Below are 21,694 nucleotides of genomic sequence, written 5' to 3'. Positions count from 1 at the left end.
GGGACGACCGAACGGCCGGACACGACGGGGGCAGCGAAGTGGGCCAGGGCGCCGAGCAAGTGCTGACGCAGCCGTACGAGCCGTGTCAGCCCAGATCAAATTTTCGTAAAACCGCTTATCCGGAGCTAACGGGCGAGGTGGCTATGGTAGGGGCTCCACTGGACACCACCAGAGCCGACAGGGGAGGTGCGGCCGCACCCGCGGATCGGGGAGGAGTGCTGCGGCGCTTCCTCGGATCGGCAGGCAGGCCGAAATCCGTGAACGACACCGCTGCTGACCACAGCCACGCCGACCGTCCCGGCACGGGACACACCCAGACCGCGACCTTCACCAGCGACGCGGACGGGCAGGCGTGGACTCCGCCCACCTGGGAGGAGATCGTCAGCACCCACAGCGGCCGCGTCTACCGCCTCGCGTACCGCCTCACGGGCAACCAGCACGACGCCGAGGACCTCACCCAGGAGGTCTTCGTCCGCGTCTTCCGGTCCCTGTCGACCTACACGCCGGGCACCTTCGAGGGCTGGCTGCACCGGATCACCACCAACCTCTTCCTGGACATGGTCCGCCGCAAGCAGCGCATCCGCTTCGACGCCCTCGGCGACGACGCGGCCGAGCGGCTGCCCAGCAAGGAGCCCACCCCGCAGCAGGTCTTCCACGACGCCCACTTCGACGCGGACGTCCAGCAGGCCCTGGACACCCTCGCGCCCGAGTTCCGCGCGGCCGTCGTCCTGTGCGACATCGAGGGGCTGTCGTACGAGGAGATCGCCGCGACCCTGGGCGTCAAGCTCGGCACGGTCCGCTCCCGGATCCACCGCGGCCGCTCCCAGCTGCGCAAGGCACTCGCGCACCGCTCTCCCGAGGCGCGTGCCGGGCGTCGCTCGTTCGCGGCCCGTGTTCCCGCACTGGGAGGAGGGGGCACGAGCGCGTGAGTGGGTCACGTCCTGAAGCCGAGGGACACCTCGCAGAGCAGCATCTGGGAGACCGACTCTCCGCCCTGGTGGACGGGGAGCTCGGTCATGACGCGCGTGAGCGCGTACTCGCGCACGTCGCCACCTGCCCGAAGTGCAAGGCGGAGGTCGACGCGCAGCGCCGGCTGAAGAACGTCTTCGCCGAAGCGGCACCACCGGCCCCGTCCGAGAGCTTCCTGGCCCGTCTCCAGGGGCTGCCGGGCGGAGACGACACGGACGGCGGCGGTTCGCCACTGGACGGCTCGGGATTCTCCGCGGGCTTCGACGGGGTCTTCGGGACGAAGCGGGGTGAGCGGTTCGAGTTCGGCTACGTCCCGGCCCGGCCGCATTCCTCCCGGCCGCACTCCCCCCTGCCGGCGCCGCCCTCGCTGGGGCGCGGCTTCCGCGTCCACGACGTGAGCAGGCACGAGGCCGAGCGGTCGTCCTCGCGCGGCCTGCGGTTCGCGTTCGCCGCCGCGGGAGCGGTGTCGCTGGCCGCGATCGCGCTGGGCGGTGTCACCGTCGGCACCCCGGACACCACCACGGAGGCCCGCGGCTCCGGCAGCGGCAGCAATGCGACCCCGGCGCGCACCCAGGGCGCCGGCGCGGCCACGACCTCGGAGAGCCAGCGCCGCCGCTCGGGCGCGCCGCTGCTCGCGCAGGGGTTGGGGCAGGGGGCGCTCGGCGACACCCCCGTCGCCCCCACCGAGGTGTCCGCGCCGCTGCTGCCCGGACTCCCGGCCCCCGCGGGCGCCGATCCCCGGGAGCAGACCGTGCGCGCGCTGACCACTCCGGTGACGGCCGGTGCCGCCGCCGTGTCCCCGCTGATACGTCCGCTCGAAGCGGTTCCGCCACTCGCCCTGGCCTCCTGGGCCACCGCCGCCGACGTCAGGCCGCCCGGTCTGCTCGCCGCACCCGTCCCCGACCCGCTCGCGTCGCCCTACCCCGGGGCGACCCCCGCCGCCTCCCACCGTCCGGCCCCCTGACCGGGATCTGCGCGCCGGCCCGGGAACCTGATTGAATCCCGGGACGGCACCAGAGCCCTTGGAGCCGACGATCTGCGGCCAGCTGTGGGGGAGAAGATGAACGAGGGGAAGCCCACGAAGGCGAAGTGGTGGAGCCGTCCCCGCTCGTCCGACGACGCGACCGACGGCGACTTCGAGCTGCAACGCCCTCGCGCGGCGCACGCCACCGTCACCGGTGACGAGGCGGCCGGCGGGGGCGACTTCGAGCTCGAACGCCCGGCGGAACCCGCCGCGGGCGAATACGAGCTGGACCGGCCGACGGCCGTGCCGGACGGCTCCGCCGACCCACGCCGGACCGGCATCGAGGACACGGGCGCGCGCGCGATCAGCGGCGCCGACCCGAGCGCCGGCACCCGCCCGGATACCGATGCCGACCCACGGGCCACCGGGACCACCGCCACGCCCGCCGACCCCGCCGCCCTCAGCGCCGCGCCGGGCGACGCGGCCGTGCCCGCCGACGCCGCTGCCCGCGCGGCCGTGCCCGTCGACGCCCCCTCTCGCGCGGCCGCGCCCGCCGACGCCCCCGCGCACACCGCCACGCCCGCCGGTGCCCCGGTCGGCAGCGACGCGAACGGCGATGCCGCCCGCCCCACCGGCACGGAAGGCGACGCCGGAGCGGCCGGTGACCTCACTGGTGCCGCATCGGTGGCCGAGCGCCCCAGGCCGCTGCACGACCCCGACCCGTACAGCACCCCTCCGTACGGCGAGCCGGGCCCCTGGGCCCCCGCACCGCCGGTGCAGCATCCGGCGACCACGCCGGCGCACGGCACGGTCGCGACGGCGCCCCACACCACCGCCGGCCCCGTGGCACCGCCCCCCGGCGCGCTGCCCGACCCGGCGTTCGCCGACGCCCCGCCGCCCGTCCCGCAGGCGTCCGGCGTTTCCGTCGCGCCCCCGGCCCCCGCGGTGCCGTCCCCGGCCCAGCCCCCGGGCACGGCGCCCGACCCGGCGTTCGCCGACGCCGTGCCGCCGGCGCGGCAGCCGGCGCCGGTGTCCGGGGCGCCCGTCGAACCTGCCGGACCCCTGGCCCCAGCGGTGCCGTCTCTGTCCCAGCCTCCGGCCGCGGCGCCCGACCCGGCGTTCGCCGACGCCGCGCCGCCGGCGCCTGAGGCGCCGACCGAAGCCGCCGGACCCTTCGCCCCCGCGGTGCCGTCCCCGGCCCAGCCCCCGGACGCGCTGCCCGATCCGGCCGGAGCAGGGAGCGGCGGGGACGGAACGAACGCCGACCCCTGGGGGCGTTACGACCCCTGGGCCGCCTCCACCACCGCCTCCCTCCAGCAGAACGGCGCGGCCGTGCCCACGCGGGACCAGCGGCGCAGGCGGGCCAGGAAGGTGATCGTCGGCGGGGCGCTGGTCATCGCGCTCGTTTCCGGCGGCATCGGCGGCGTCGTGGGCGCCTACCTGGAACGCAACGGCGGCGTGGGGACGGTGGAGCTCCCGCAGGCCGGGAAGGAGTCGACCGAGCGGGCCCCGGACAGCGTGGCCGGGATCGCCGCCCGCGCCCTGCCCAGCGTGGTGACCCTGCACGTCAGCGGCAGCGACGCCGCGGGCACCGGCACCGGCTTCGTCCTCGACGACCGCGGCCACATCCTCACCAACAACCACGTCGTGGAGCCCGCCGGCTCCGGCGGCGAGATCACCGTCACCTTCAACAGCGGCGACACCGCCGAGGCCACGGTCGTCGGCCGGGACGGCGGATACGACCTCGCCGTGGTGAAGGTGAAGGGCGTCAGCGGCCTCACCCCCCTGCCCCTCGGCAACTCCGACAACGTCCAGGTCGGCGATCCCGTGGTCGCCATCGGCGCCCCCTTCGACCTGGCCGGCACCGTCACCTCCGGCATCATCAGCGCCAAGGAGCGGCCGATCACCGCGGGCGGCGAGGAGGGCGACGGCAGCGACGTGTCGTACGTCGACGCCCTGCAGACCGACGCGCCGATCAACCCCGGCAACTCCGGTGGCCCCCTCCTGGACGCCCAGGGCCGGGCCATCGGCATCAACTCCGCCATCCGGTCCGCCGACGGCGGCGGCGTCGAACCGGACGGCGGCCAGGCCGGCTCGATAGGGCTCGGCTTCGCCATCCCCATCAACCAGGGCAAGCGCGTGGCCGAGGAGCTGATCAACACCGGCAAGGCCACCCACCCGGTCATCGGCATCACCCTCGACATGGCCTACGCGGGCGACGGCGCCCGGGTGGCCGCCAAGGGCGGCGACGGCGGCCCTCCGGTCACCGTGGGCGGACCGGGCGACAAGGCCGGTATCGAGGCGGGCGATGTGATCACCGCCGTCGACGGGACGCGCGTGCACTCCGGCGAGGAACTCATCGTCAAGACCCGCGCCCACCGCCCCGGCGACCGCCTGGAACTGACGCTGGAACGCGACGGCAAGGAGACGCACGTCTCACTGGTCCTCGGCTCCTCCGGCGGTGACTGACCGCCTCGCGGTCCCGACAAGGGACCAGGAAGGCAAACAATTCGGAAAGCGCCCGCATACACCCACTCGGGGCTCACGGGACGGTACCGGTCGGACGGGATCGGCGGGTACCGTGGTGGCGGCCCGGACATCCCAAGGAGCTTCAGGTGTTCAATGACATAGGCGCACTCGAGCTGGTGACACTCGTCGTCCTCGCCGTGCTCGTGTTCGGCCCGGACAAGCTCCCCAAGGTCATCCAGGACGTGTCCCGCACCATCCGGAAGATCCGGGAGTTCTCGGACAGTGCCAAGCAGGACATCCGGCAGGAGCTGGGCCCCGAGTTCAAGGACTTCGAGTTCGAGGACCTCAACCCCAAGACGTTCATCCGCAAGCAGCTGGACAATGACGAACTGGGGCTCAAGGAGATCCGCAACGGCTTCGACCTGAAGAAGGAGATGGCCGAGGTCGCCGACTCGGTGCACGGCCGTGAGTCGGAGTCGTCGTCCGGCTCCTCCTCCTCGTCCGGCTCCTCCTCGTCCGGCTCCACGGGTGGCCGTGTCGACATGTCGAAGAAGCCCGAGGTCCCCGCCCGCGACGACCGTCCGCCCTTCGACGCCGACGCCACCTGAGCCGACTCCCGCACCGCACACCCCGCACGTGACGCGTATCACATACCGGACGGGGCGTGCGAGGCTCGAAGACGACGCCCGCGCGACCCACGCGCCGGGCGGTTTCCCGGTTGCCGCCAGTGAGGTGGCTATGCTGCCCGAGTTGTTGTGCGGACCGGACGAGTGCGCCCGAAGGGGGGCGGGCCGTTCCGGACCGACGAGAGCGAGGAGGCGTCCGGGCACATGGAGACGACGAGTCAGGCGGTCGCGCAGACGCCGGGCGCGGAGGATGGACAAGAGGTCCCCTCCGCCCGGCGGACGATCGACGGCTACCTGCGTGCGCCCTTCCCGTGGTACGGCCTCGACGAGGCCTTCACGGGGCGGCGCTGGCTGATGCAGGTCGGAACGGCGGCCGACCAAACCGTGGAGCACGGCTCGATCGGGCACGGCGACGAACCGTCGGTGCGCAACGAGCACGTGTCCGGTGACGACCAGGACGCCAAGGAGAAGTTCGCGGTCGTCGTGACCGTCGCGGCCAACCCCGACCGGCGCAGCGCCGACGGCACGGGACTGCTGGAGGCCACCTCGGTCTCCTCCGCGGCCTGGCTGGCCGGCGTGGGGCTGCTGTCCTTCACCTGGCCCGGCCAGATGGACCACGCGCTGCGGGACGACTGGCTGGAGCAGCAGACGGAGACCGCGTGGGTCCTCGCGGACGACCTCGACGGGGCCGACTGGACGACGCTGTCCCTGCCCGTGGACGGCGTGCCCACGTCCTTCCACTACCGGGAGTCCGAGTTCGGCTGGGTGCTGGCCGGCTCCACCGAGCAGGGCGTCCACCTCGGGGCGTACGGGCGCGGGATGAGCGCGTACGGGCTGGCCTTCGCCGTGGTGAAGGACATCGCGGACTACGCCTGACCCTGGACGCGGCAAGGGGCGCCGTCCACCCGGACAGCGCCCCCGTCTTCGTACGGAGCCGTACGGGGCGTCAGGACTGCGTCAGAACTTGTTCTTCGGCGTGATCCCCAGCGACAGCCCCGAGAGGCCGCGCTGGCGCCCGCCCAGCTTCCCGGCGATCGAGCGCAGCGCCGCGCCCGCCGGGGAGTCCGGGTCGGACAGCACCACGGGCCTGCCCTCGTCGCCGCCCTCGCGCAGCCGGACGTCGATCGGGATGGCGCCGAGGACCGGCACCGACGCACCGGTCGTGCGGGTCAGGCCGTCGGCCACCATCTGCCCGCCGCCGGTGCCGAAGACGTCGACCATCTCGTCGCAGTGCGGGCAGGGCAGGCCGGACATGTTCTCGACCACGCCGACGATCTTCTGGTGGGTCTGGACGGCGATGGCGCCCGCCCGCTCCGCCACCTCGGCGGCGGCCTGCTGAGGGGTCGTCACGACCAGGATCTCGGCGTTCGGCACGAGCTGTGCGACGGAGATCGCGATGTCACCGGTGCCGGGCGGCAGGTCGAGCAGCAGGACGTCCAGGTCGCCCCAGTACACGTCGGCCAGGAACTGCTGGAGCGCGCGGTGCAGCATCGGGCCGCGCCAGACGACCGGCGCGTTGCCCGGCGTGAACATGCCGATGGAGATGACCTTCACGCCGTTGGCCGAAGGCGGCATGATCATGTTCTCGACCTGGGTGGGGCGCCCGTCGGCGCCCAGCATGCGCGGCACGGAGTGGCCGTAGATGTCGGCGTCCACGACGCCGACCTTGAGGCCGTCCGCCGCCATCGACGCGGCCAGGTTCACCGTCACCGAGGACTTGCCGACGCCGCCCTTGCCGGAGGCGACCGCGTAGACGCGGGTGAGGCTGCCGGGCTTGGCGAAGGGCACCTCGCGCTCGGTCTGGCCGCCGCGCAGGGCGTTCGCCAGTTCCTTGCGCTGCTCGTCGCTCATCACGTCCAGCTCGACGTCGACGCGCGTGACACCCTCGACCCGCGACACCGCCTCCGTCACGCGCTGCGTGATGGTGTCCCGCATGGGGCAGCCGGAGACCGTCAGGTACACGGCGACCGCGACCGCTCCGTCCGCGCCGATCTCCACCGACTTGACCATCCCGAGCTCGGTGATGGGACGGTTGATCTCGGGGTCGTTCACCGTCGCCAGTGCTTCGCGCACCGCGTCTTCCGTAGCCATAGGGTCGATGGTACGGCGCCGCCCACGGGGCACGGAAAGCCCCGTCAGCGGTCGTGTACGTCACGCCCCGCGGACCGATCCGCCGGGAATACCCCGCGGTCGGGGTGATGGCCGTTCTGCCGCTCCTCCAGGTCCTTGAGCACGTCCTGGAGCTCCGAGCGGATCCAGTCCCGCGTCGCGACCTCGCCCAGCCCGATGCGCAGGGCGGCGATCTCCCGGGTCAGGTACTCGGTGTCGGCGATCGACCGCTCGTTCTGCTTGCGGTCCTGCTCCAGGTTGACCCGGTCCCGGTCGTCCTGCCGGTTCTGCGCGAGCAGGATCAGCGGGGCGGCGTAGGAGGCCTGGAGGGACAGCATCAGGGTCAGGAAGATGAACGGGTACTCGTCGAAGCGCAGGCCGCTGGGCGCGGACACGTTCCACACCACCCACAGGATGATGACGACCGTCATCCAGACGATGAACCGCCCGGTGCCCAGGAAACGCGCGACGCGCTCCGACAGCCGCCCGAAGGACTCCGGGTCCCACTCCGGCAGCAGCCGCCGGCGCGGCGGACGGGGCTGGTCCAGCCGGGCCCGCACACGGGAGGACGCGGTCGCTCCCGACGTGGCACGCTCACGGGTCGTCGTCTCGCGCTCAGGCACCATCGGCGCTCATTTCCCCCGTCGTCTCGTCCAGGTGGTACTCGGTCTCCCGCCAGTCGTCGGGCAGCATGTGGTCCAGTACGTCGTCCACCGTGATCGCGCCCAGCAACGCCCCCGAGTCGTCCACGACCGGCGCCGCCACCATGTCGTACGTGGCGAAGAACCCGGCGACCACGGGCAGCGCGGCGTCCGGGTCCAGGGGTTGCAGGTCGTCGTCGATGATCGAGCCGACCAGGGTGTACGGGGGGTCGCGCAGCAGGCGCTGGAAGTGGACCGTGCCCAGGTACTTGCCGGTCGGGGTCTCCTCGGGCGGGCGGCAGACGTAGACCTGGGCGGCGTGCGCCGGGGACAGGTCGGGGTTGCGGATGCGGGCCAGGGCGTCGGCGACGGTGGCGTCGGGCCGCAGCACGATCGGCTCGGTCGTCATCAGACCGCCGGCCGTGTGCTCCTCGTACGCCATCAGCCGCCGCATGTCGGCCGCGTCGGAGGGCTGCATCAGGCTCAGCAGCCGTTCCTTGTCCGCCTCGGGCAGCTCACCGAGCAGGTCGGCCGCGTCGTCGGGGTCCATCGCCTCCAGGACGTCCGCGGCGCGCTCCTCCTTGAGCTTGCCGAGGATCTCGATCTGGTCGTCCTCCGGCAGCTCCTCCAGCACGTCGGCCAGGCGGTCGTCGTCGAGGGCGGCGGCGACCTCGGCGCGACGCTTGGCCGACAGGTGGTGCAGGACGTTGGCGAGGTCGGCGGGGTGCAGCTGCTCGAAGGTGGCGAGGAGGTTCTCGGCGCCCTGCCCCTGTTCCTCCACGGAGAAGCCGGTGACGCCGGACCACTCCACGGTGAGCGTCTCGCCCTTGTTGCGCCGGAAGGCGCCGCCCTTCTTCCCCTTGCGGACGAAGACCTTGTCGATCTCCCAGTCCCGGCGGGCCGGCAACTGCTGCACGGCCAGGTCGAGGACGGTGACCTCCTCACCCGTCTCGGTGAGGGCGACCCGCCGGTCGAGCAGTTCACCGAAGACCAGCCGCTCTGTGGGGCGCTGCTCGAAGCGCCGGACGTTGAGCACCCCGGTGGTGATGACCTGGCCGGACTCGATGCCGGTGACCCGGGTCATGGGCAGGAAGATGCGGCGGCGGGTGGTGAGTTCGACGACCAGGCCCAGCACCCGAGGGGGTTTGCGGCCGACGCGGAGCATGACGACCAGATCGCGGACACGCCCCACCTGGTCGCCGGCCGGGTCGAAGACGGCGATGCCGGAGAGGTGGGAGACGAAGATCCGGGGGGCGCCCGCTGCCATGGCCGCGGCTCCTTTTCCTGTGTGAGAGCTGTTTCGTACGGTGTCTCTTTTCCGAATTGCCCGCTCGGACGGGCTTCAGGCTAGCCCGTCCCGAACGGCTCCGCCCTGGCGGCCGGTCCGGACGGACTGGCTCCGTTCGCCGTCCGGGGCCCCGGTACGCTGCGGTACGCCGCCAGGGCCTGCGCGACAGCTCCCGGGTGCCCGGCCGGCTCCTTGTCCGCCCGTGTCAGAAAGGCAGCCCCTCCTGTGTTCGTGACTCCCCGGCGCCGATTCCGCAGGGCCGCACTGATCGGCGCCGTGTGCGCCCTGACGGTGGCGGGAGCGGGGCTGACGGGATGCAGCAGTGAGGATCCCGACGCGGGCACCAACGGCCTCGGGAAGCTCCCCGCCGACAAGATCCACGCGAAGGCCCGCTCGGCCGCCGGGGCCGCCGAGGCGGTGCGCCTGCACGGCTCCGTGGAGGCGGGCGGGAGCACGTACACCCTCGACATGCGGCTGAAGTCCGACGGCGGGACCGGGTCGGTGGCCGCCGAGGGGGCGACGTTCGGGCTGCTGCGCGTCGGCGACCAGCTCTTCCTCAAGGCCGACGCCGGGTTCTGGAGCCACGACGGCGGGGACGCCAAGGCCGCCGAGAAGCTGGCGGGCAAGTACGTGAAGGTGCCGGAGAGCGACCCCGTGTACAAGAAGTTCAGCGGGTTCACGGACAAGGACGTCCTCCTGGGCGGTCTGCTGGCCCTGCACGGCACGGTGGAGACCGACGGCCGCCACGAGCAGGCGGGCGTGCGCACCATCCGCATCACCGGCGGCGAGGGCGCCGGCGGCTCGCTGGACGTCTCCCTGGAGGGCACCCCGTATCCGCTGCGCCTGGTCCGCGCGGGCAGCGCCGGCACCATCGGTTTCTCGGACTGGAACAAGGACTTCGCCCTCGAGGAGCCGCCGAAGGACGACACCCTGGACTACGGCAAGCAGCTGCCGACGTCGTGAGGTCCCGCTAGCGACGCTTGCGGCGCTTGAGCAGCAGCCGCGGCAGCCCCGCCGGGACCGGCTCGCGCGTCGTCGCCGGGCTCGGCAGCGGGGCCTTCGCCAGCGAACCGTCGGGCAGCGTCGCCGTGGCCCCTGTCGGTTCCAGGCGCAGCACCCGGCACTCACGGGCCCAGCGGTCGGTCATCGCCTCGCCGTCCGGGGCGTTCAGCCGCTTGCCCTTGAGGCCGGCGACCGCGGCCTGCCACGCCTCGGACCCGGAGGGCAGCTCCACCACCCGTGCCGTCCAGGAGACCAGCCGGCCCCCCTTGTCCTTGCTGCGCACGGTCACCTCGGCCGCGGCCCCGTCGGCCAGCCCCGGCAGCGGCTGCTCGCCGGGACCGTCGCCGACGACGAGCGCCGCGCCCTCCTGCCAGACGTGCCACAGCGCGCGGGCGGGCACCCCCGGCCCCCTGACCCAGATGAGGCCGGACTTCTTCGTGGCCTCCTCGACGAGGGCCTGGTCGAGCAGCTCGCTTGTCATGCGGTCAGCCTATCCAGGGGCGCCGTGGCCGGCTCAGAGCCAGCCGTTGCGCTTGAGGGTGCGGTGGATGCCCAGACAGATGGCCACGGTGACGCCGATGACCATGGGGTATCCGTACTTCCAGTGGGTCTCCGGCATGTGGTCGAAGTTCATGCCGTACACCCCGCACACCATCGTCGGTACGGCGATGATCGCCGCCCACGAGGTGATCTTGCGCATGTCCTCGTTCTGCGCGACGGATGCCTGTGCGAGGTTGGCCTGGAGGATGGAGTTCAGCAGTTCGTCGAAGCCGACGACCTGCTCCTGCACCCGGGCCACGTGGTCGGCGACGTCCCGGAAGTACTTCTGGATCTCCGGGTCGATCAGCCGCATCGGCCGCTCGCTGAGCAGCTGCATGGGGCGCAGCAGCGGGGAGACGGCGCGCTTGAACTCCAGGACCTCGCGCTTGAGTTGGTAGATCCGGCCGGCGTCGGTGCCGCGCGGGCTGCCCTTGCGGCCTGGCGAGAACACCTCCGTCTCGACCTCGTCGATGTCGTCCTGCACCGCGTCGGCGACCGCGATGTAACCGTCGACGACGTGGTCGGCGATGGCGTGCAGCACCGCGGAGGGGCCCTTGAGCAGCAGCTCGGGGTCCTCCTGGAGCCGGTGCCGCAGTGCGCGCAGCGAGCCCTGCCCGCCGTGCCGGACGGTGATGAAGAAGTCCCGGCCGGTGAAGCACATCACCTCGCCGGTCTCGACGACCTCGCTGTTGGCGGTGAGCTCGTCGTGATCGACGTAGTGGATGGTCTTGAAGACGGTGAACAGGGAGTCGTCGTAGCGCTCCAGCTTGGGCCGCTGGTGGGCCTGGACCGCGTCCTCCACGGCCAGCGGGTGCAGGCCGAACTCCCGGGCGATACCGGCGAATTCGTCCTCGGTCGGCTCGTGCAGGCCGATCCACACGAACCCGCCGTCGCGGCGCACCTGGCGCATCGCCCGGTGCGGGCTCAGCGGCGCTTCGGTCTCGACGCGGGCGCCGTCGCGGTAGACGGCGCAGTCGACGACGGCGGTGGCGGTCGCCGGGTCACGGGTGGTGTCGTAGGCGCCGTTGTCCTTGCGCAGTGAGACGCGGGACGGGCGGACCGCGGCGCGCAGGTCACGGATCATCGACATGGCAGGCTCCTTCGCGACGGGCAGCGAGCGGGGCCGGCGGCGGGTGGAACCACCCGGAATGAGGACGTCCTGGCCGTACGTGCTCGGCACGTCCACAAAGCGGGGAGCACCGCACCGTCGCGGTGGCCGGCTTCGCTGCTGATTCAGCGGCTGACCCGGATCGGTCGACGTCGTTGCCGAGGTCGACGGACCGGATCAGGCAAAACGAGACGAAGTGCTCTTCCGTGTGCGGGCGCGCTGGAGACGGGGAGCCGCGGGGGCGGTGAGCCGGGGCGGCCGCGTCAGCGGCCGGAAGAGCGGGTGGTACTGCACGGTCGACTTCGGTCCATGCCGCCCACCTCCTCCGGCCGGTCCCTCGTGAGGGACGATCGATTCCCTCGTTTGGGAGGGTTCCCCGTAGGGAAGTCTTCAGGCGTCGGGGTCTTGATCGCGGCGCTTTCGCGCGCTGCCCCGAGCCGCTGGCCCAGAGTATCAGTCACCCGACGTGTCAAGGCGCCGCTTTGCCTTGTACTGACGAGTTCTATGCTCGCCGCATGGCTGATGTTCTTCCTCTGGTCGAGGCCCGGTTGCTCAGCGCACTGGGCGAACCGGACGCGCGCGCGGCGGTCACCTTCCTCGGCACCGACCGCATCGAGGTACTGCGCTTCCCGGGCGGCGGCCAGGAGGGCGACATCGTCCGCTACGCCACCCTGGGCATGTCCGCGCAGCCCATGGCGGACCCCACGGCCGTGCTCGCCGACCCGGTCAAGGGCCCGCGCGCCGAGCTGGTCCTCTCGGTCCGGCCCGGTCCCGCCGACACCGACAAGGTGCTCCGCCCGCTCGCCGTGCTGGCGGCTTCGCCGCAGGTCGAGGGGGTCGTCGTGGCGCCCGGTGCGTCACTGGACGTCGGTGAGCCGCTGTGGCCGGGGGCGCCCTTCACCTCGGTCCTGGTCGCCGAGCCGGGCGGCCTGGTGGAGGACCTGGAGCTGGACGCGCCGCTGGATGCCGTGCGGTTCCTGCCGCTGCTGCCGATGACGCCGAACGAGGCCGCCTGGAAGCGCGTGCACGGCGCCCAGGCCCTCCAGGAACGCTGGCTCACCCAGGGGACGGACCTGCGGGATCCGTCCCGCAGGTCCGTCACGCTGGAGTGACGTAACTCACCGGCTGTCGTCGGTCAGTTGGCGAAGGCGGTGACCCCGTCCTCGGTCGCGTGCTTCGGCTCCAGCTCCTCGGCCTCGTGCGTGAGCGCCCGGCGCCGTACGAGGACCACGACCGCGCCCAGGACGGCGGTGACCGCCGCCACCACGAACGGGATGTGGATGTCGGTCCACTCCTCGATCTTCGGCGCGAAGTAGGGCGCGGCGGCGGCCGCGAACCAGCGCACGAAGTTGTAACCCGCGCTCGCCACCGGACGCGGCGCGTCCGACACCCCGAGGGCCAGCTCGGTGTAGACGGTGTTGTTCACGCCGATGAACGCGCCGGACAGGATCGTGCAGACGATCGCCGTGGTGTGGTTGCCGTAGCCGAGGACCAGTACGTCGGCGGCGAGCAGCACCAGCGAGCCGCCGAGCACCTTCAGCGAGCCGAAGCGCTTCTGCATCCGCGGTGCCACGAGGACCGAGAAGACGGCGAGCAGCACGCCCCACGCGAAGAACACCGCGCCCGACTTGTACGGCGTCATGTTCAGCACGAACGGGGTGAAGGCCAGCACCGTGAAGAACGTGTAGTTGTAGAAGAACGCCGAGACCGCGGCGGAGGCCAGGCCGCCGTGGCCCAGTGCCTTGACCGGGTCCAGCAGCGAGGTTTTGCGGGCCGGTTTCGGCTGCTCCTTCAGGAACACCGTGATGCACAGGAAGCCGATGGCCATCAGGAAGGCCGTGCCGAAGAACGGATAGCGCCAGCTCGCGTCGCCGAGCAGCGCGCCCAGCAGCGGGCCGCAGGCCATGCCGAGGCCGAGGGCCGACTCGTACAGCAGGATCGCCGCGGCGCTGCCGCCGGCCGCCGCGCCGACGATCACGGCGAGGGCCGTCGAGACGAACAGCGCGTTGCCCAGGCCCCAGCCGGCCCGGTAGCCGACGAGCTGGCCGACCGTGTCGGAGGTGCCCGCCAGGCCCGCGAAGACCACGACGAAGGCGAGTCCGAGCAGCAGCGTCTTGCGGCCGCCGATGCGGCTGGAGACGAAGCCGGTGACCAGCATCGCGAGGGCGGTGATGAGGAAGTAGGAGGTGAACAGGAGGGAGACCTGGCTGGCGCTCGCGTCCAGGCCCTTGGCGATGGACGGCAGGATCGGGTCGACGAGCCCGATGCCCATGAAGGCCACGACGGACGCGCCGGCGGTCGCCCACACCGCCTTGGGCTGCCGCAGGATGCCGCCCGCACCCGCGTCGAAGGTGTCCATGCAGTGCTCCAATGCCGACGACTGGTTGGTGTATGCACATAGTAAGTTAGCGATGCTAATTAATGCAAGATACATCTACTTTTCCCCGGTCAGCCCTGCCGCCCGGATGGGTGATCGTCCTTGACGTGGGGGAGCGAGGGTAGGACCGTGGGGCTCTATGAGGGGCGAACCCAGTTGCCCGAAGTGTGGTGGCCGGGTCAGGGCTCCCGGCCTCTTCGCCGATTCCTGGCAGTGCGACCTGCACGGCACGGTGCACCCGCTGCAGCCGGTGCTCCCGCCCAGCGTCGAGGCGCTCGGCGTCGTGGTGCACCGCACGCAGGTGCCGGTGTGGATGCCGTGGCCGCTGCCGGTCGGCTGGCTGTTCACCGGTGTGGCCAGCGCGGGTGACGACCGCAGTGGCGGCCGGGCGACCGCCGTGGCCTGTTCCGGCCCCGGTCCGCTCGGCGGTGTCGGGGAGCTGATCCTGGTCGCCGAGGAACTCGGCGTCGGCCTTGGCGCGCATTACGCGGGCCTCGACGCCCCGGACCCGGGGCCGTACATGAACGTCGAGAAGCCGCCCCAGGCCAAGGTGCTGGCCGCCGGCCGCCCCACCCCCCTCTGGCACGTCTCCGGCGCCCCCGTCGACCGCGCGGTCTTCGCCGGGGAAGCCCTCGGCATGTGGCTGTGGGCCGTCGCGTGGCCGGAGCAGGCCGCGCTGCTGATGTACGAGGAACTGGTGCTGACCGACCTGAGGGACGCGGGTGCGGAGATCGACCTGGTGCCCTGCGGGGCGCTGTCGCCGCGGCTGCTCAAGCCGTAGCCGTCCGAGCCGGTGGGCCGTAGGTTCGGCGGGAGTCGATGTGTAGTGGGCGCCGGCCCGGTTCGGGTGTGACACTGGCGGCCCGAGTTCCGGTTATCCTTGAGCGTCCCCTTCCGTCCCGTCACCGCTTGGAGTCAGCGTCGTGCGCATCGATCTGCACACCCACTCCACCGCGTCCGACGGCACGGACACCCCGTCCCAGCTGGTCCGCAAGGCCGCCACGGCCGGGCTGGACGTCGTCGCGCTGACCGACCACGACACCACCCGCGGTCACGCGGAGGCCGTCGCCGCGCTGCCCGAGGGCCTCACCCTCGTCACCGGCGCCGAGCTCTCCTGCCGCGTCGACGGCATCAGCATGCACATGCTGGCCTACCTCTTCGACCCCGAGGAGCCCGCCCTGCTCGCCGAGCGCGAGCTGGTCCGGGACGACCGGGTGCCGCGGGCCAAGGGCATGGTCGCCAAGCTGAACGCCCTGGGCGTGCCGGTCACCTGGGAGCAGGTCGCGCGCATCGCGGGCGACGGTTCGGTCGGGCGGCCGCACGTGGCCACCGCCCTCGTCGAACTGGGTGTCGTACCGACCGTGGGCGACGCCTTCACCGAGGACTGGCTGGCCGACGGCGGCCGAGCCTTCGTCGAGAAGCACGAGACCGACCCCTTCGACGCGCTGCGGCTGATCAAGGCGGCCGGCGGTGCGGCCGTGTTCGCGCACCCGGCCGCCGCCAAGCGCGGGCGCACGGTGCCCGAGGCCACGATCGCCGACCTGGCCGCCGCCGGGCTCGACGGCATCGAGGTCGACCACATGGACCACGACGCGGACGCGCGGGCGCGGCTGCGGGGGCTCGCCAAGGAGCTGGGGCTCCTGGTGACCGGGTCCAGCGACTACCACGGCAGCCGGAAGACCTGTCTGCTCGGCGAGTACACGACGGACCCCGAGGTGTACGGGGAGATCACGCGGCGGGCGTTCGGGGCCTTCCCGGTGCCGGGAGCCGGCGGAGTCTGAGCCGCACTCCCCGCCCGCCCACCTTCACTTCTCCCGCAAGGCCAGTAGCTCACCCATGTTCGACATCGCCGTCTTCGGCTCCCTCTTCCTGACCCTTTTTGTCATCATGGATCCCCCCGGGATCACCCCGATCTTCCTCGGGCTGACCTCCGGCCGGCCCGCCAAGGTGCAGAAGCGGATGGCCTTCCAGGCCGTCTGCGTCGCCGGTGGCGTGATCACCGTGTTCGGTCTCCTCGGGCACCAGATCCTCGACTACCTGCACGTGTCCGTGCCCGCGCTGATGATCGCGGGCGGGCTGCTGCTCCTGCTGATCGCGCTCGACCTGCTCACCGGCAAGACGGACGAGCCGAAGCAGACCAAGGACGTCAACGTCGCACTCGTGCCCCTCGGCATGCCGCTGCTCGCCGGGCCCGGCGCGATCGTGTCCGTCATCCTGGCGGTGCAGAAGGCCGACAGCGTCACCACGCAGGTGTCGGTGTGGGCGGCGATCCTCGCGATCCACGTGGTGCTGTGGCTGGTGATGCGGTACTCGCTGCTGATCATCCGCGTCATCAAGGACGGCGGCGTCGTCCTGGTGACCCGCCTCGCGGGCATGATGCTCTCCGCGATCGCCGTGCAGCAGATCATCAACGGGGTCACGCAGGTGGTCCAGGGCGCGTGACACGACGCGAGGGCCCCCGCACGGCTTGTGTGCGGGGGCCCTGGTGCGTGCGTGCGGTCGTCCGCGCTACAAGGCCGAGGTGTCGGCGGGGCGGATCCACAGGCGCTGCCCGATGGCGGCGGCCTGCTGGACGATGCGGTTCACGGAGGCGGCGTCCACGACGGTCGTGTCCACGGGGGTCCCGTCGACGTCGTCGAGTCGCATGACTTCAAAGCGCATGGCCTCTCCCTTGATCTGGTCATCCTCCTGAGGAGAACTACTGGTGTGGCTCCCGGGTCGTCGGTGCCCGGGGAGTCGTTCATTGTCAACGGCATGCGTGATGCAAACATTCCCTACGCTAAGGAAATTTTTCGAAGTGCTAATTACTGACAGGTAAGCCGATCGTTGCGGAACCGCCGGATGCCCGGAACCAGACTGACCGGGACCGGTTGTGTTCGCAGCGTGACCGCCGGGACAATGGGAGGCGATGAACGACGACCTCGCGTCCCTGGGCGCCCGCATCGATCGCACCAACGAGCTGCTGCAGCGCATGCTCGCCGAGGTGGCGAAGACGCCCTCGACCCACGCGATCTTCGTCGACGCCGGGTACCTCTACGCGGCGGCGGGGCGTCTGGTGGCGGGGACCGAGGACCGCCGGGCCTTCGACCTGGACGCGGAAGGCCTGATCGAGGCCCTCATCGACAAGGCGCGCACGATCTTCGCGGACAGCCGCCTCCTGCGGGTCTACTGGTACGACGGTGCCCGGCGCCGCATCCACACCGCCGAGCAGCAGTCCATCGCCGAGCTCCCGGACGTGAAGGTCCGCCTCGGCAACCTCAACGCCAACAACCAGCAGAAGGGCGTCGACTCCCTCATCCGCTCGGACCTGGAGTCCCTCGCCCGGCACCGGGCGATCAGCGACGCGGCCCTGCTCGGCGGCGACGAGGACCTGGTGTCGGCGGTCGAGGCGGCCCAGGGCTACGGCGCACGCGTCCACCTGTGGGGCATCGAAGCCCCCGAGGGGCGCAACCAGGCCGACCCGCTGCTCTGGGAGGTCGACAGTCAGCGCACCTTCGACCTGGACTTCTTCAAGCCGTACGTCTCCCGGCGCACGGCCCAGACCTACGAGGTGACCGGCGCCGCCGTCCGCCCCGCCCGCGAGGACGTCCGCTTCGTCGGCGCGCAGATCGCGGCGAAGTGGCTGGCCTCCCGGGGCCGCGAATCACTGGTGGAACTCCTCCCCGGCCACCCCTACCTCCCCGGCTCGGTCGACCAAGACCTGCTGGTGGAGGCCGAGGGGCTGCTGCAGTACTCGCTGCGTGGCCAGGCCGACCTGCGGCGGGCGCTGCGGGAGGGGTTCTGGGAGCACCTGCGGGCGCAGTACTAACCGGCTGGACAGCCCTGGGGTCCGCTCGGCCGTGAGCGCGGGGCGACGTCGTCCCAGAAACCGGCGAGGGCGCGAGCGGTCGGCAGGGGCTGGTCGGTGTTGGGGGAGTGCTCGGCGCCGTCGACGACGGTCCGGCGAGCGTCCAGCCGTACGGCCATCTCGTCCAGCAGGGGGACCGGCCAGGTGTCGTCGTAGGCGCCCGACAGCACGTGGCACGGCAGTGGCGTGGCGGCGAGTTCGGCGACCCGGTCCGGCTCGGTGCACAGCTGCCGCCCGGTGGCGAGCAGCTGCGCCGGCCTGGTGCCCAGCCAGCGGTCACGCAGCCGCTCCGGGTCTTCCGGGCCGTGGGCGGGGGCGGGGGCGCCGACCTCCTCGGGCGGTCCCATCGCCTGGATCACCTGCCAGACCTCGGCCATCGTCATGGTGTCGAGCGCGTCGCGCAGCAGTTTGACCCGCTGCTGCTGGGAGGCGGAGATCCGTGCCGGGCCGGAGGACATCAGCGTGAGGGACACGAAGGGGGCGTGGTCGAGGAGGACGGCCGACCGGGCGATCTGCCCGCCGAGGGAGTGCCCGAGGAGATGCACCCGCGTCCCGAGGGCGCCGACCTGCGCGAGCACGTCCCGGGCCAGTTCGTCCCGCGCGTAGGCCGCCTCGTCGTGCTCGGGCCCGTCGGACTCGTACTGTCCCCGCCCGTCCACGGCGACCGTCCGGTACCCGCGCGTCCCGAGCGGCTCGTGCAGCAGGGTGAAGTCCTCCTTGCTCCCCGTGAACCCGGGCAGCATCAGCACCGTCCCCCGCGGTTCGACCCCGTCGGCCACGGGCGAGTCGACGACGGCGAACTCACCGCGCCCGGTACGCAGCCGGTACGCGCGGGCGTCGGAGGGCGGGGTGAAGGCGGCGTTCCTGCTCACGGGCAGAGGCTATCGGGCGGGGTGGGGGTGGAGCCGGTGCGGGGGAGCGGGGTGGGAGGAGGAGTTCCGCGGAGTTCCCCGCTCGGGTAGGGGAACGCCGTCGGCCCGGCCCCGCGTTCGTCGCGGGGCCGGGCCGACGGCTGGGTGAAGCGGCGGCGGTCAGCTCTCGCCGGATTCCGGGGAATCCGCGGGACGCGTGGCGGCCGCGGCCGTCTTGCGGGTGCGCCGGGCCTTCGGCTTGGCCTCGGCCGTGTCGGCGGCCTCCGCGGGCGCCTCCACCGTGGTCGCGGCCTTACGGGTCCGGCGCCGCGGCGCGGCCTCCGGTTCCTGCGCCGACTGGGCGGGGATCTCGGCGGTGGCCTCGGTGGGCTCGGTGGCCGCCGCGGTCTTGCGGGTGCGGCGGGCCTTCGGCTTGGCCTCGGTGGCCTCGGCCGTGTCGGCGGCGGTCTCCGCCTTGGCGGCGGCCGTCTTGCGGGTGCGTCGGGGCTTGGCCTCGGCGGTTTCCGGTGCCTGGACCGCGGCCTCGGTGGCCTCGGTGGCCGCCGCGGTCTTGCGGGTGCGGCGGGCCTTCGGCTTGGCCTCGGTGGCCTCCGCCGTGTCCGTGGCGGCCTCCGCCTTGGTAGCGGCTGCCTTGCGGGTACGGCGCGGCTTGGCCTCGGTGGCCTCGGCCGTGTCGGCGGCGGTCTCCGCCTTGGCGGCGGCCGTCTTCCGGGTGCGTCGGGGCTTGGCCTCGGCGGCTTCCGGCCCCTGTGCCGACTGCGCCGGGATCTCGGCGGTGGCCTCGGTGGCCGCCGCGGTCTTGCGGGTGCGGCGGACCTTCGGCTTGGCCTCGGTGGCCTCGGCCGTGTCGGCGGCGGTCTCCGCCTTGGCGGCGGCCGTCTTCCGGGTGCGGCGCGGCTTGGCCTCGGCGGCTTCCGGTGCCTGGACCGCGGTGCCGATCGCCTCGGCCGTGTCGGTGGCGGCGGCCGCCTTCGCGGTGGCCGTCTTGCGGGCTCGGCGCGGCTTGGCCTCCGTCGGCTCGGGCGCGACCTCGGTCGCCGCCTCCGCCGTGTCGACCGCCGTCTCGGCGGTGGTCGCGGCCTTACGGGTGCGGCGGCGCGGCTTCTGTGCCGGGGCCTCGGCCACCGGAGCGGCGTCGACGACCGGCGACTCGACCACCGGGGTGGTCTCGACCGCGGTGACCTGCGCCTCGGCCGACTTGCGGGTGCGGCGGCGGCGCGACTTCGCGGGAGCCTCCGTCACATCCGCGGCTTCCGGCATCGCGGGCGCGGTGTCCGCCACGGCCGGTGCGGCAGGGGCGTCGGCCGTCGTCGGCGTCACCGGCTGCTGGGCCGGCTCTCCACCGCGCGTACGGCGCCGGCGGCGCAGCGTGCGGGGCCCCTGGGGGGTGTCCGGACCGGCGTCGGCGGCGCTGTCCGCGCCGCCGGTCACGGCCTCGGGTGCGGTGGTCGCGGCGGCGCCTGCGTCCACCGGCGCACCGCCGCGCATCCGGCGGCGGCGTCGCGGCGTACGGGGCGCACGCTCGCGGTCGGCGGAACGGGACTCGTCCCGGCCGCCCCGGCCACCCCGGTCGCCGCGCGTGCGGCCACCGCGGCCGCCCGGCTCGCCCAGGTCCTCCAGCTCCTCCGCGTCCAGCCCGGCACGCGTGCGCTCCGAGCGCGGCAGTACACCCTTGGTGCCCTCGGGGATGCCGAGGTCGGAGTAGAAGTGCGGGGAGGTGGAGTACGTCTCCGGCGGGTCGTTGAAGTCCAGCTGCAGCGCCTTGTTGATCAGCTGCCAGCGGGGGATGTCGTCCCAGTCGACGAGGGTGATCGCCGTACCCTTGGCGCCCGCGCGGCCGGTGCGGCCGATGCGGTGCAGGTACGTCTTCTCCTCTTCCGGCGACTGGTAGTTGATGACGTGCGTCACGCCCTCGACGTCGATGCCGCGGGCGGCCACGTCGGTGCAGACGAGCACGTCCACCTTGCCGTTGCGGAAGGCGCGCAGCGCCTGCTCGCGGGCGCCCTGGCCGAGGTCGCCGTGGACCGCGCCGGAGGCGAAGCCGCGCTGCTTCAGCTGGTCGGCCAGGTCGGCCGCCGTGCGCTTGGTGCGGCAGAAGACCATGGCCAGGCCCCGGCCCTCGGCCTGCAGTATGCGCGCCACCATCTCGGGCTTGTCCATGTTGTGCGCGCGGTAGATGAACTGCTTCGTGTTCGCGACCGTCGCGCCCTCGTCGTCCGGCGAGGTGGCGCGGATGTGCGTCGGCTGCGACATGTAGCGGCGGGCCAGTCCGATGACCGCACCCGGCATGGTGGCCGAGAACAGCATGGTCTGGCGCCGGACCGGCAGCATGTTGATGATCTTCTCGACGTCGGGCAGGAAGCCCAGGTCGAGCATTTCGTCGGCCTCGTCGAGGACCAGGCACTTGACGTGCTTGAGGCTCAGCTTCTTCTGGCCCGCGAGGTCCAGCAGGCGGCCCGGGGTGCCGACGATCACGTCGACGCCCTTCTTCAGGGCCTCGACCTGGGGCTCGTAGGCCCGGCCGCCGTAGATGGCGAGGACGCGCACGTTGCGGACCTTGCCGGCCGTCAGGAGGTCGTTGGTGACCTGCTGGCACAGCTCGCGCGTCGGGACGACGACGAGGGCCTGCGGGGCGTCGGTCAGGGCCTCGGGAGCGGCGCGGCCCGCCTCGACGTCGGCGGGGACGGTGACCCGCTCGAGGAGCGGGAGGCCGAAGCCCAGCGTCTTGCCGGTGCCGGTCTTGGCCTGGCCGATCACGTCCGTGCCGGACAGGGCCACGGGGAGCGTCAGCTCCTGGATCGGAAAGGGGGTGTTGATGCCGACGGCTTCGAGGGCTTCGGCGGTCTCGGGGAGGATCCCGAGGGATCGGAACGTCGTAGTCA

Annotated in this window: 20 protein-coding genes; 11 read left to right on the top strand and 9 right to left on the bottom strand. The window is 72.6% G+C overall.

Annotated elements, in window-relative coordinates:
- Nucleotides 1–257 precede the first annotated feature (257 nt).
- The 5 genes from sigE to KUM03_RS09380 all read left to right on the top strand — a co-directional run bounded on the left by sigE (nucleotide 258) and on the right by KUM03_RS09380 (nucleotide 5,904).
- A complete protein-coding gene (gene sigE, locus KUM03_RS09400; RefSeq protein WP_073724459.1) occupies nucleotides 258–929 on the top strand; it encodes an RNA polymerase sigma factor SigE in 672 nt (223 codons plus the stop codon).
- Nucleotides 926–1,933 carry an anti-sigma factor gene (locus KUM03_RS09395; protein ID WP_217246570.1) on the top strand — a complete coding sequence of 336 codons (1,008 nt, stop codon included), beginning with the start codon at nucleotides 926–928 and terminating at the stop codon, nucleotides 1,931–1,933. Before sigE ends, KUM03_RS09395 begins: the two co-directional genes overlap by 4 nt.
- A gap of 705 nt (nucleotides 1,934–2,638) precedes the next feature.
- Nucleotides 2,639–4,402 (top strand): trypsin-like peptidase domain-containing protein, encoded by a 1,764-nt coding sequence (locus KUM03_RS09390; RefSeq protein WP_374225290.1) that lies wholly within the window; start codon nucleotides 2,639–2,641, stop codon nucleotides 4,400–4,402.
- Between the two features lie 146 nt (nucleotides 4,403–4,548).
- A complete protein-coding gene (locus KUM03_RS09385) occupies nucleotides 4,549–5,010 on the top strand; it encodes a sec-independent translocase (RefSeq protein ID WP_217246568.1) in 462 nt (153 codons plus the stop codon).
- Nucleotides 5,011–5,232: 222 nt separating this feature from the next.
- Nucleotides 5,233–5,904, top strand: a complete 672-nt coding sequence (locus KUM03_RS09380) for a hypothetical protein (RefSeq protein WP_217246567.1) — start codon at nucleotides 5,233–5,235, stop codon at nucleotides 5,902–5,904.
- Nucleotides 5,905–5,985: 81 nt separating this feature from the next.
- On the opposite strand, the gene KUM03_RS09375 is transcribed toward KUM03_RS09380, so the two are convergent.
- From KUM03_RS09375 to KUM03_RS09365, 3 genes are read right to left on the bottom strand one after another with little or no spacing between them, the layout of a single operon-like run.
- A complete protein-coding gene (locus KUM03_RS09375; RefSeq protein WP_217246566.1) occupies nucleotides 5,986–7,119 on the bottom strand; it encodes an Mrp/NBP35 family ATP-binding protein in 1,134 nt (377 codons plus the stop codon).
- Between the two features lie 44 nt (nucleotides 7,120–7,163).
- Nucleotides 7,164–7,763, bottom strand: a complete 600-nt coding sequence (locus KUM03_RS09370) for a DUF1003 domain-containing protein (protein WP_217246565.1) — start codon at nucleotides 7,761–7,763, stop codon at nucleotides 7,164–7,166.
- Nucleotides 7,753–9,045: a magnesium transporter MgtE N-terminal domain-containing protein gene (locus tag KUM03_RS09365; RefSeq protein WP_217246564.1), complete on the bottom strand. Its 1,293-nt coding sequence runs from the start codon at nucleotides 9,043–9,045 to the stop codon at nucleotides 7,753–7,755. Before KUM03_RS09365 ends, KUM03_RS09370 begins: the two co-directional genes overlap by 11 nt.
- A 246-nt stretch (nucleotides 9,046–9,291) precedes the next feature.
- On the opposite strand from KUM03_RS09365, the gene KUM03_RS09360 reads away from it, so the two are divergent.
- Nucleotides 9,292–10,029: a hypothetical protein gene (locus KUM03_RS09360; protein ID WP_217246563.1), complete on the top strand. Its 738-nt coding sequence runs from the start codon at nucleotides 9,292–9,294 to the stop codon at nucleotides 10,027–10,029.
- Nucleotides 10,030–10,036: 7 nt separating this feature from the next.
- On the opposite strand, the gene KUM03_RS09355 is transcribed toward KUM03_RS09360, so the two are convergent.
- A complete protein-coding gene (locus KUM03_RS09355) occupies nucleotides 10,037–10,549 on the bottom strand; it encodes a hypothetical protein (protein ID WP_217246562.1) in 513 nt (170 codons plus the stop codon).
- A 33-nt stretch (nucleotides 10,550–10,582) separates the two neighbouring features.
- Complete coding sequence (locus KUM03_RS09350) at nucleotides 10,583–11,698, bottom strand: magnesium and cobalt transport protein CorA (protein WP_217246561.1); 1,116 nt, start codon at nucleotides 11,696–11,698, stop codon at nucleotides 10,583–10,585.
- A gap of 533 nt (nucleotides 11,699–12,231) precedes the next feature.
- Between KUM03_RS09350 and KUM03_RS09345 the strand changes: the two genes are divergently transcribed.
- Nucleotides 12,232–12,828, top strand: a complete 597-nt coding sequence (locus KUM03_RS09345; RefSeq protein ID WP_217246560.1) for a suppressor of fused domain protein — start codon at nucleotides 12,232–12,234, stop codon at nucleotides 12,826–12,828.
- A gap of 23 nt (nucleotides 12,829–12,851) precedes the next feature.
- On the opposite strand, the gene KUM03_RS09340 is transcribed toward KUM03_RS09345, so the two are convergent.
- A complete protein-coding gene (locus tag KUM03_RS09340) occupies nucleotides 12,852–14,075 on the bottom strand; it encodes an MFS transporter (RefSeq protein ID WP_217246559.1) in 1,224 nt (407 codons plus the stop codon).
- A 157-nt stretch (nucleotides 14,076–14,232) separates the two neighbouring features.
- Between KUM03_RS09340 and KUM03_RS09335 the strand changes: the two genes are divergently transcribed.
- The 3 genes from KUM03_RS09335 (at nucleotide 14,233) to KUM03_RS09325 (ending at nucleotide 16,535) form a co-directional block, all read left to right on the top strand.
- Nucleotides 14,233–14,874, top strand: a complete 642-nt coding sequence (locus KUM03_RS09335) for a DUF6758 family protein (RefSeq protein ID WP_217246558.1) — start codon at nucleotides 14,233–14,235, stop codon at nucleotides 14,872–14,874.
- Between the two features lie 142 nt (nucleotides 14,875–15,016).
- Nucleotides 15,017–15,874: a PHP domain-containing protein gene (locus tag KUM03_RS09330; protein ID WP_217246557.1), complete on the top strand. Its 858-nt coding sequence runs from the start codon at nucleotides 15,017–15,019 to the stop codon at nucleotides 15,872–15,874.
- 55 nt (nucleotides 15,875–15,929) lie between these two features.
- Nucleotides 15,930–16,535, top strand: coding sequence for a MarC family protein (locus tag KUM03_RS09325; RefSeq protein ID WP_217246556.1), 606 nt, complete (start codon nucleotides 15,930–15,932; stop codon nucleotides 16,533–16,535).
- Nucleotides 16,536–16,601: 66 nt separating this feature from the next.
- Here the strand turns inward: KUM03_RS09325 and KUM03_RS09320 are convergent, their stop codons facing one another.
- On the bottom strand, nucleotides 16,602–16,754 hold the full coding sequence (locus KUM03_RS09320) for a hypothetical protein (protein ID WP_007444413.1): 153 nt from the start codon (nucleotides 16,752–16,754) through the stop codon (nucleotides 16,602–16,604).
- Between the two features lie 247 nt (nucleotides 16,755–17,001).
- Here KUM03_RS09320 and KUM03_RS09315 point away from each other — a divergent pair, with 247 nt between their 5' ends.
- Nucleotides 17,002–17,901, top strand: coding sequence for an NYN domain-containing protein (locus tag KUM03_RS09315; protein WP_217246555.1), 900 nt, complete (start codon nucleotides 17,002–17,004; stop codon nucleotides 17,899–17,901).
- Here KUM03_RS09315 and KUM03_RS09310 read toward each other — a convergent pair.
- Nucleotides 17,898–18,812 (bottom strand): alpha/beta fold hydrolase, encoded by a 915-nt coding sequence (locus KUM03_RS09310; RefSeq protein ID WP_217246553.1) that lies wholly within the window; start codon nucleotides 18,810–18,812, stop codon nucleotides 17,898–17,900. The genes KUM03_RS09315 and KUM03_RS09310 overlap by 4 nt on opposite strands.
- 159 nt (nucleotides 18,813–18,971) lie before the next feature.
- On the bottom strand, nucleotides 18,972–21,602 hold the full coding sequence (locus KUM03_RS09305) for a DEAD/DEAH box helicase (RefSeq protein ID WP_217246674.1): 2,631 nt from the start codon (nucleotides 21,600–21,602) through the stop codon (nucleotides 18,972–18,974).
- Between the last annotated feature and the right edge of the window lie 92 nt (nucleotides 21,603–21,694).

Source organism: Streptomyces sp. AC602_WCS936 (genome assembly GCF_019049125.1).
GTDB lineage: Bacteria > Actinomycetota > Actinomycetes > Streptomycetales > Streptomycetaceae > Streptomyces.
Note: the sequence above shows the minus strand (reverse complement) of the source record. Positions and strands in the feature narration are given on the sequence as shown.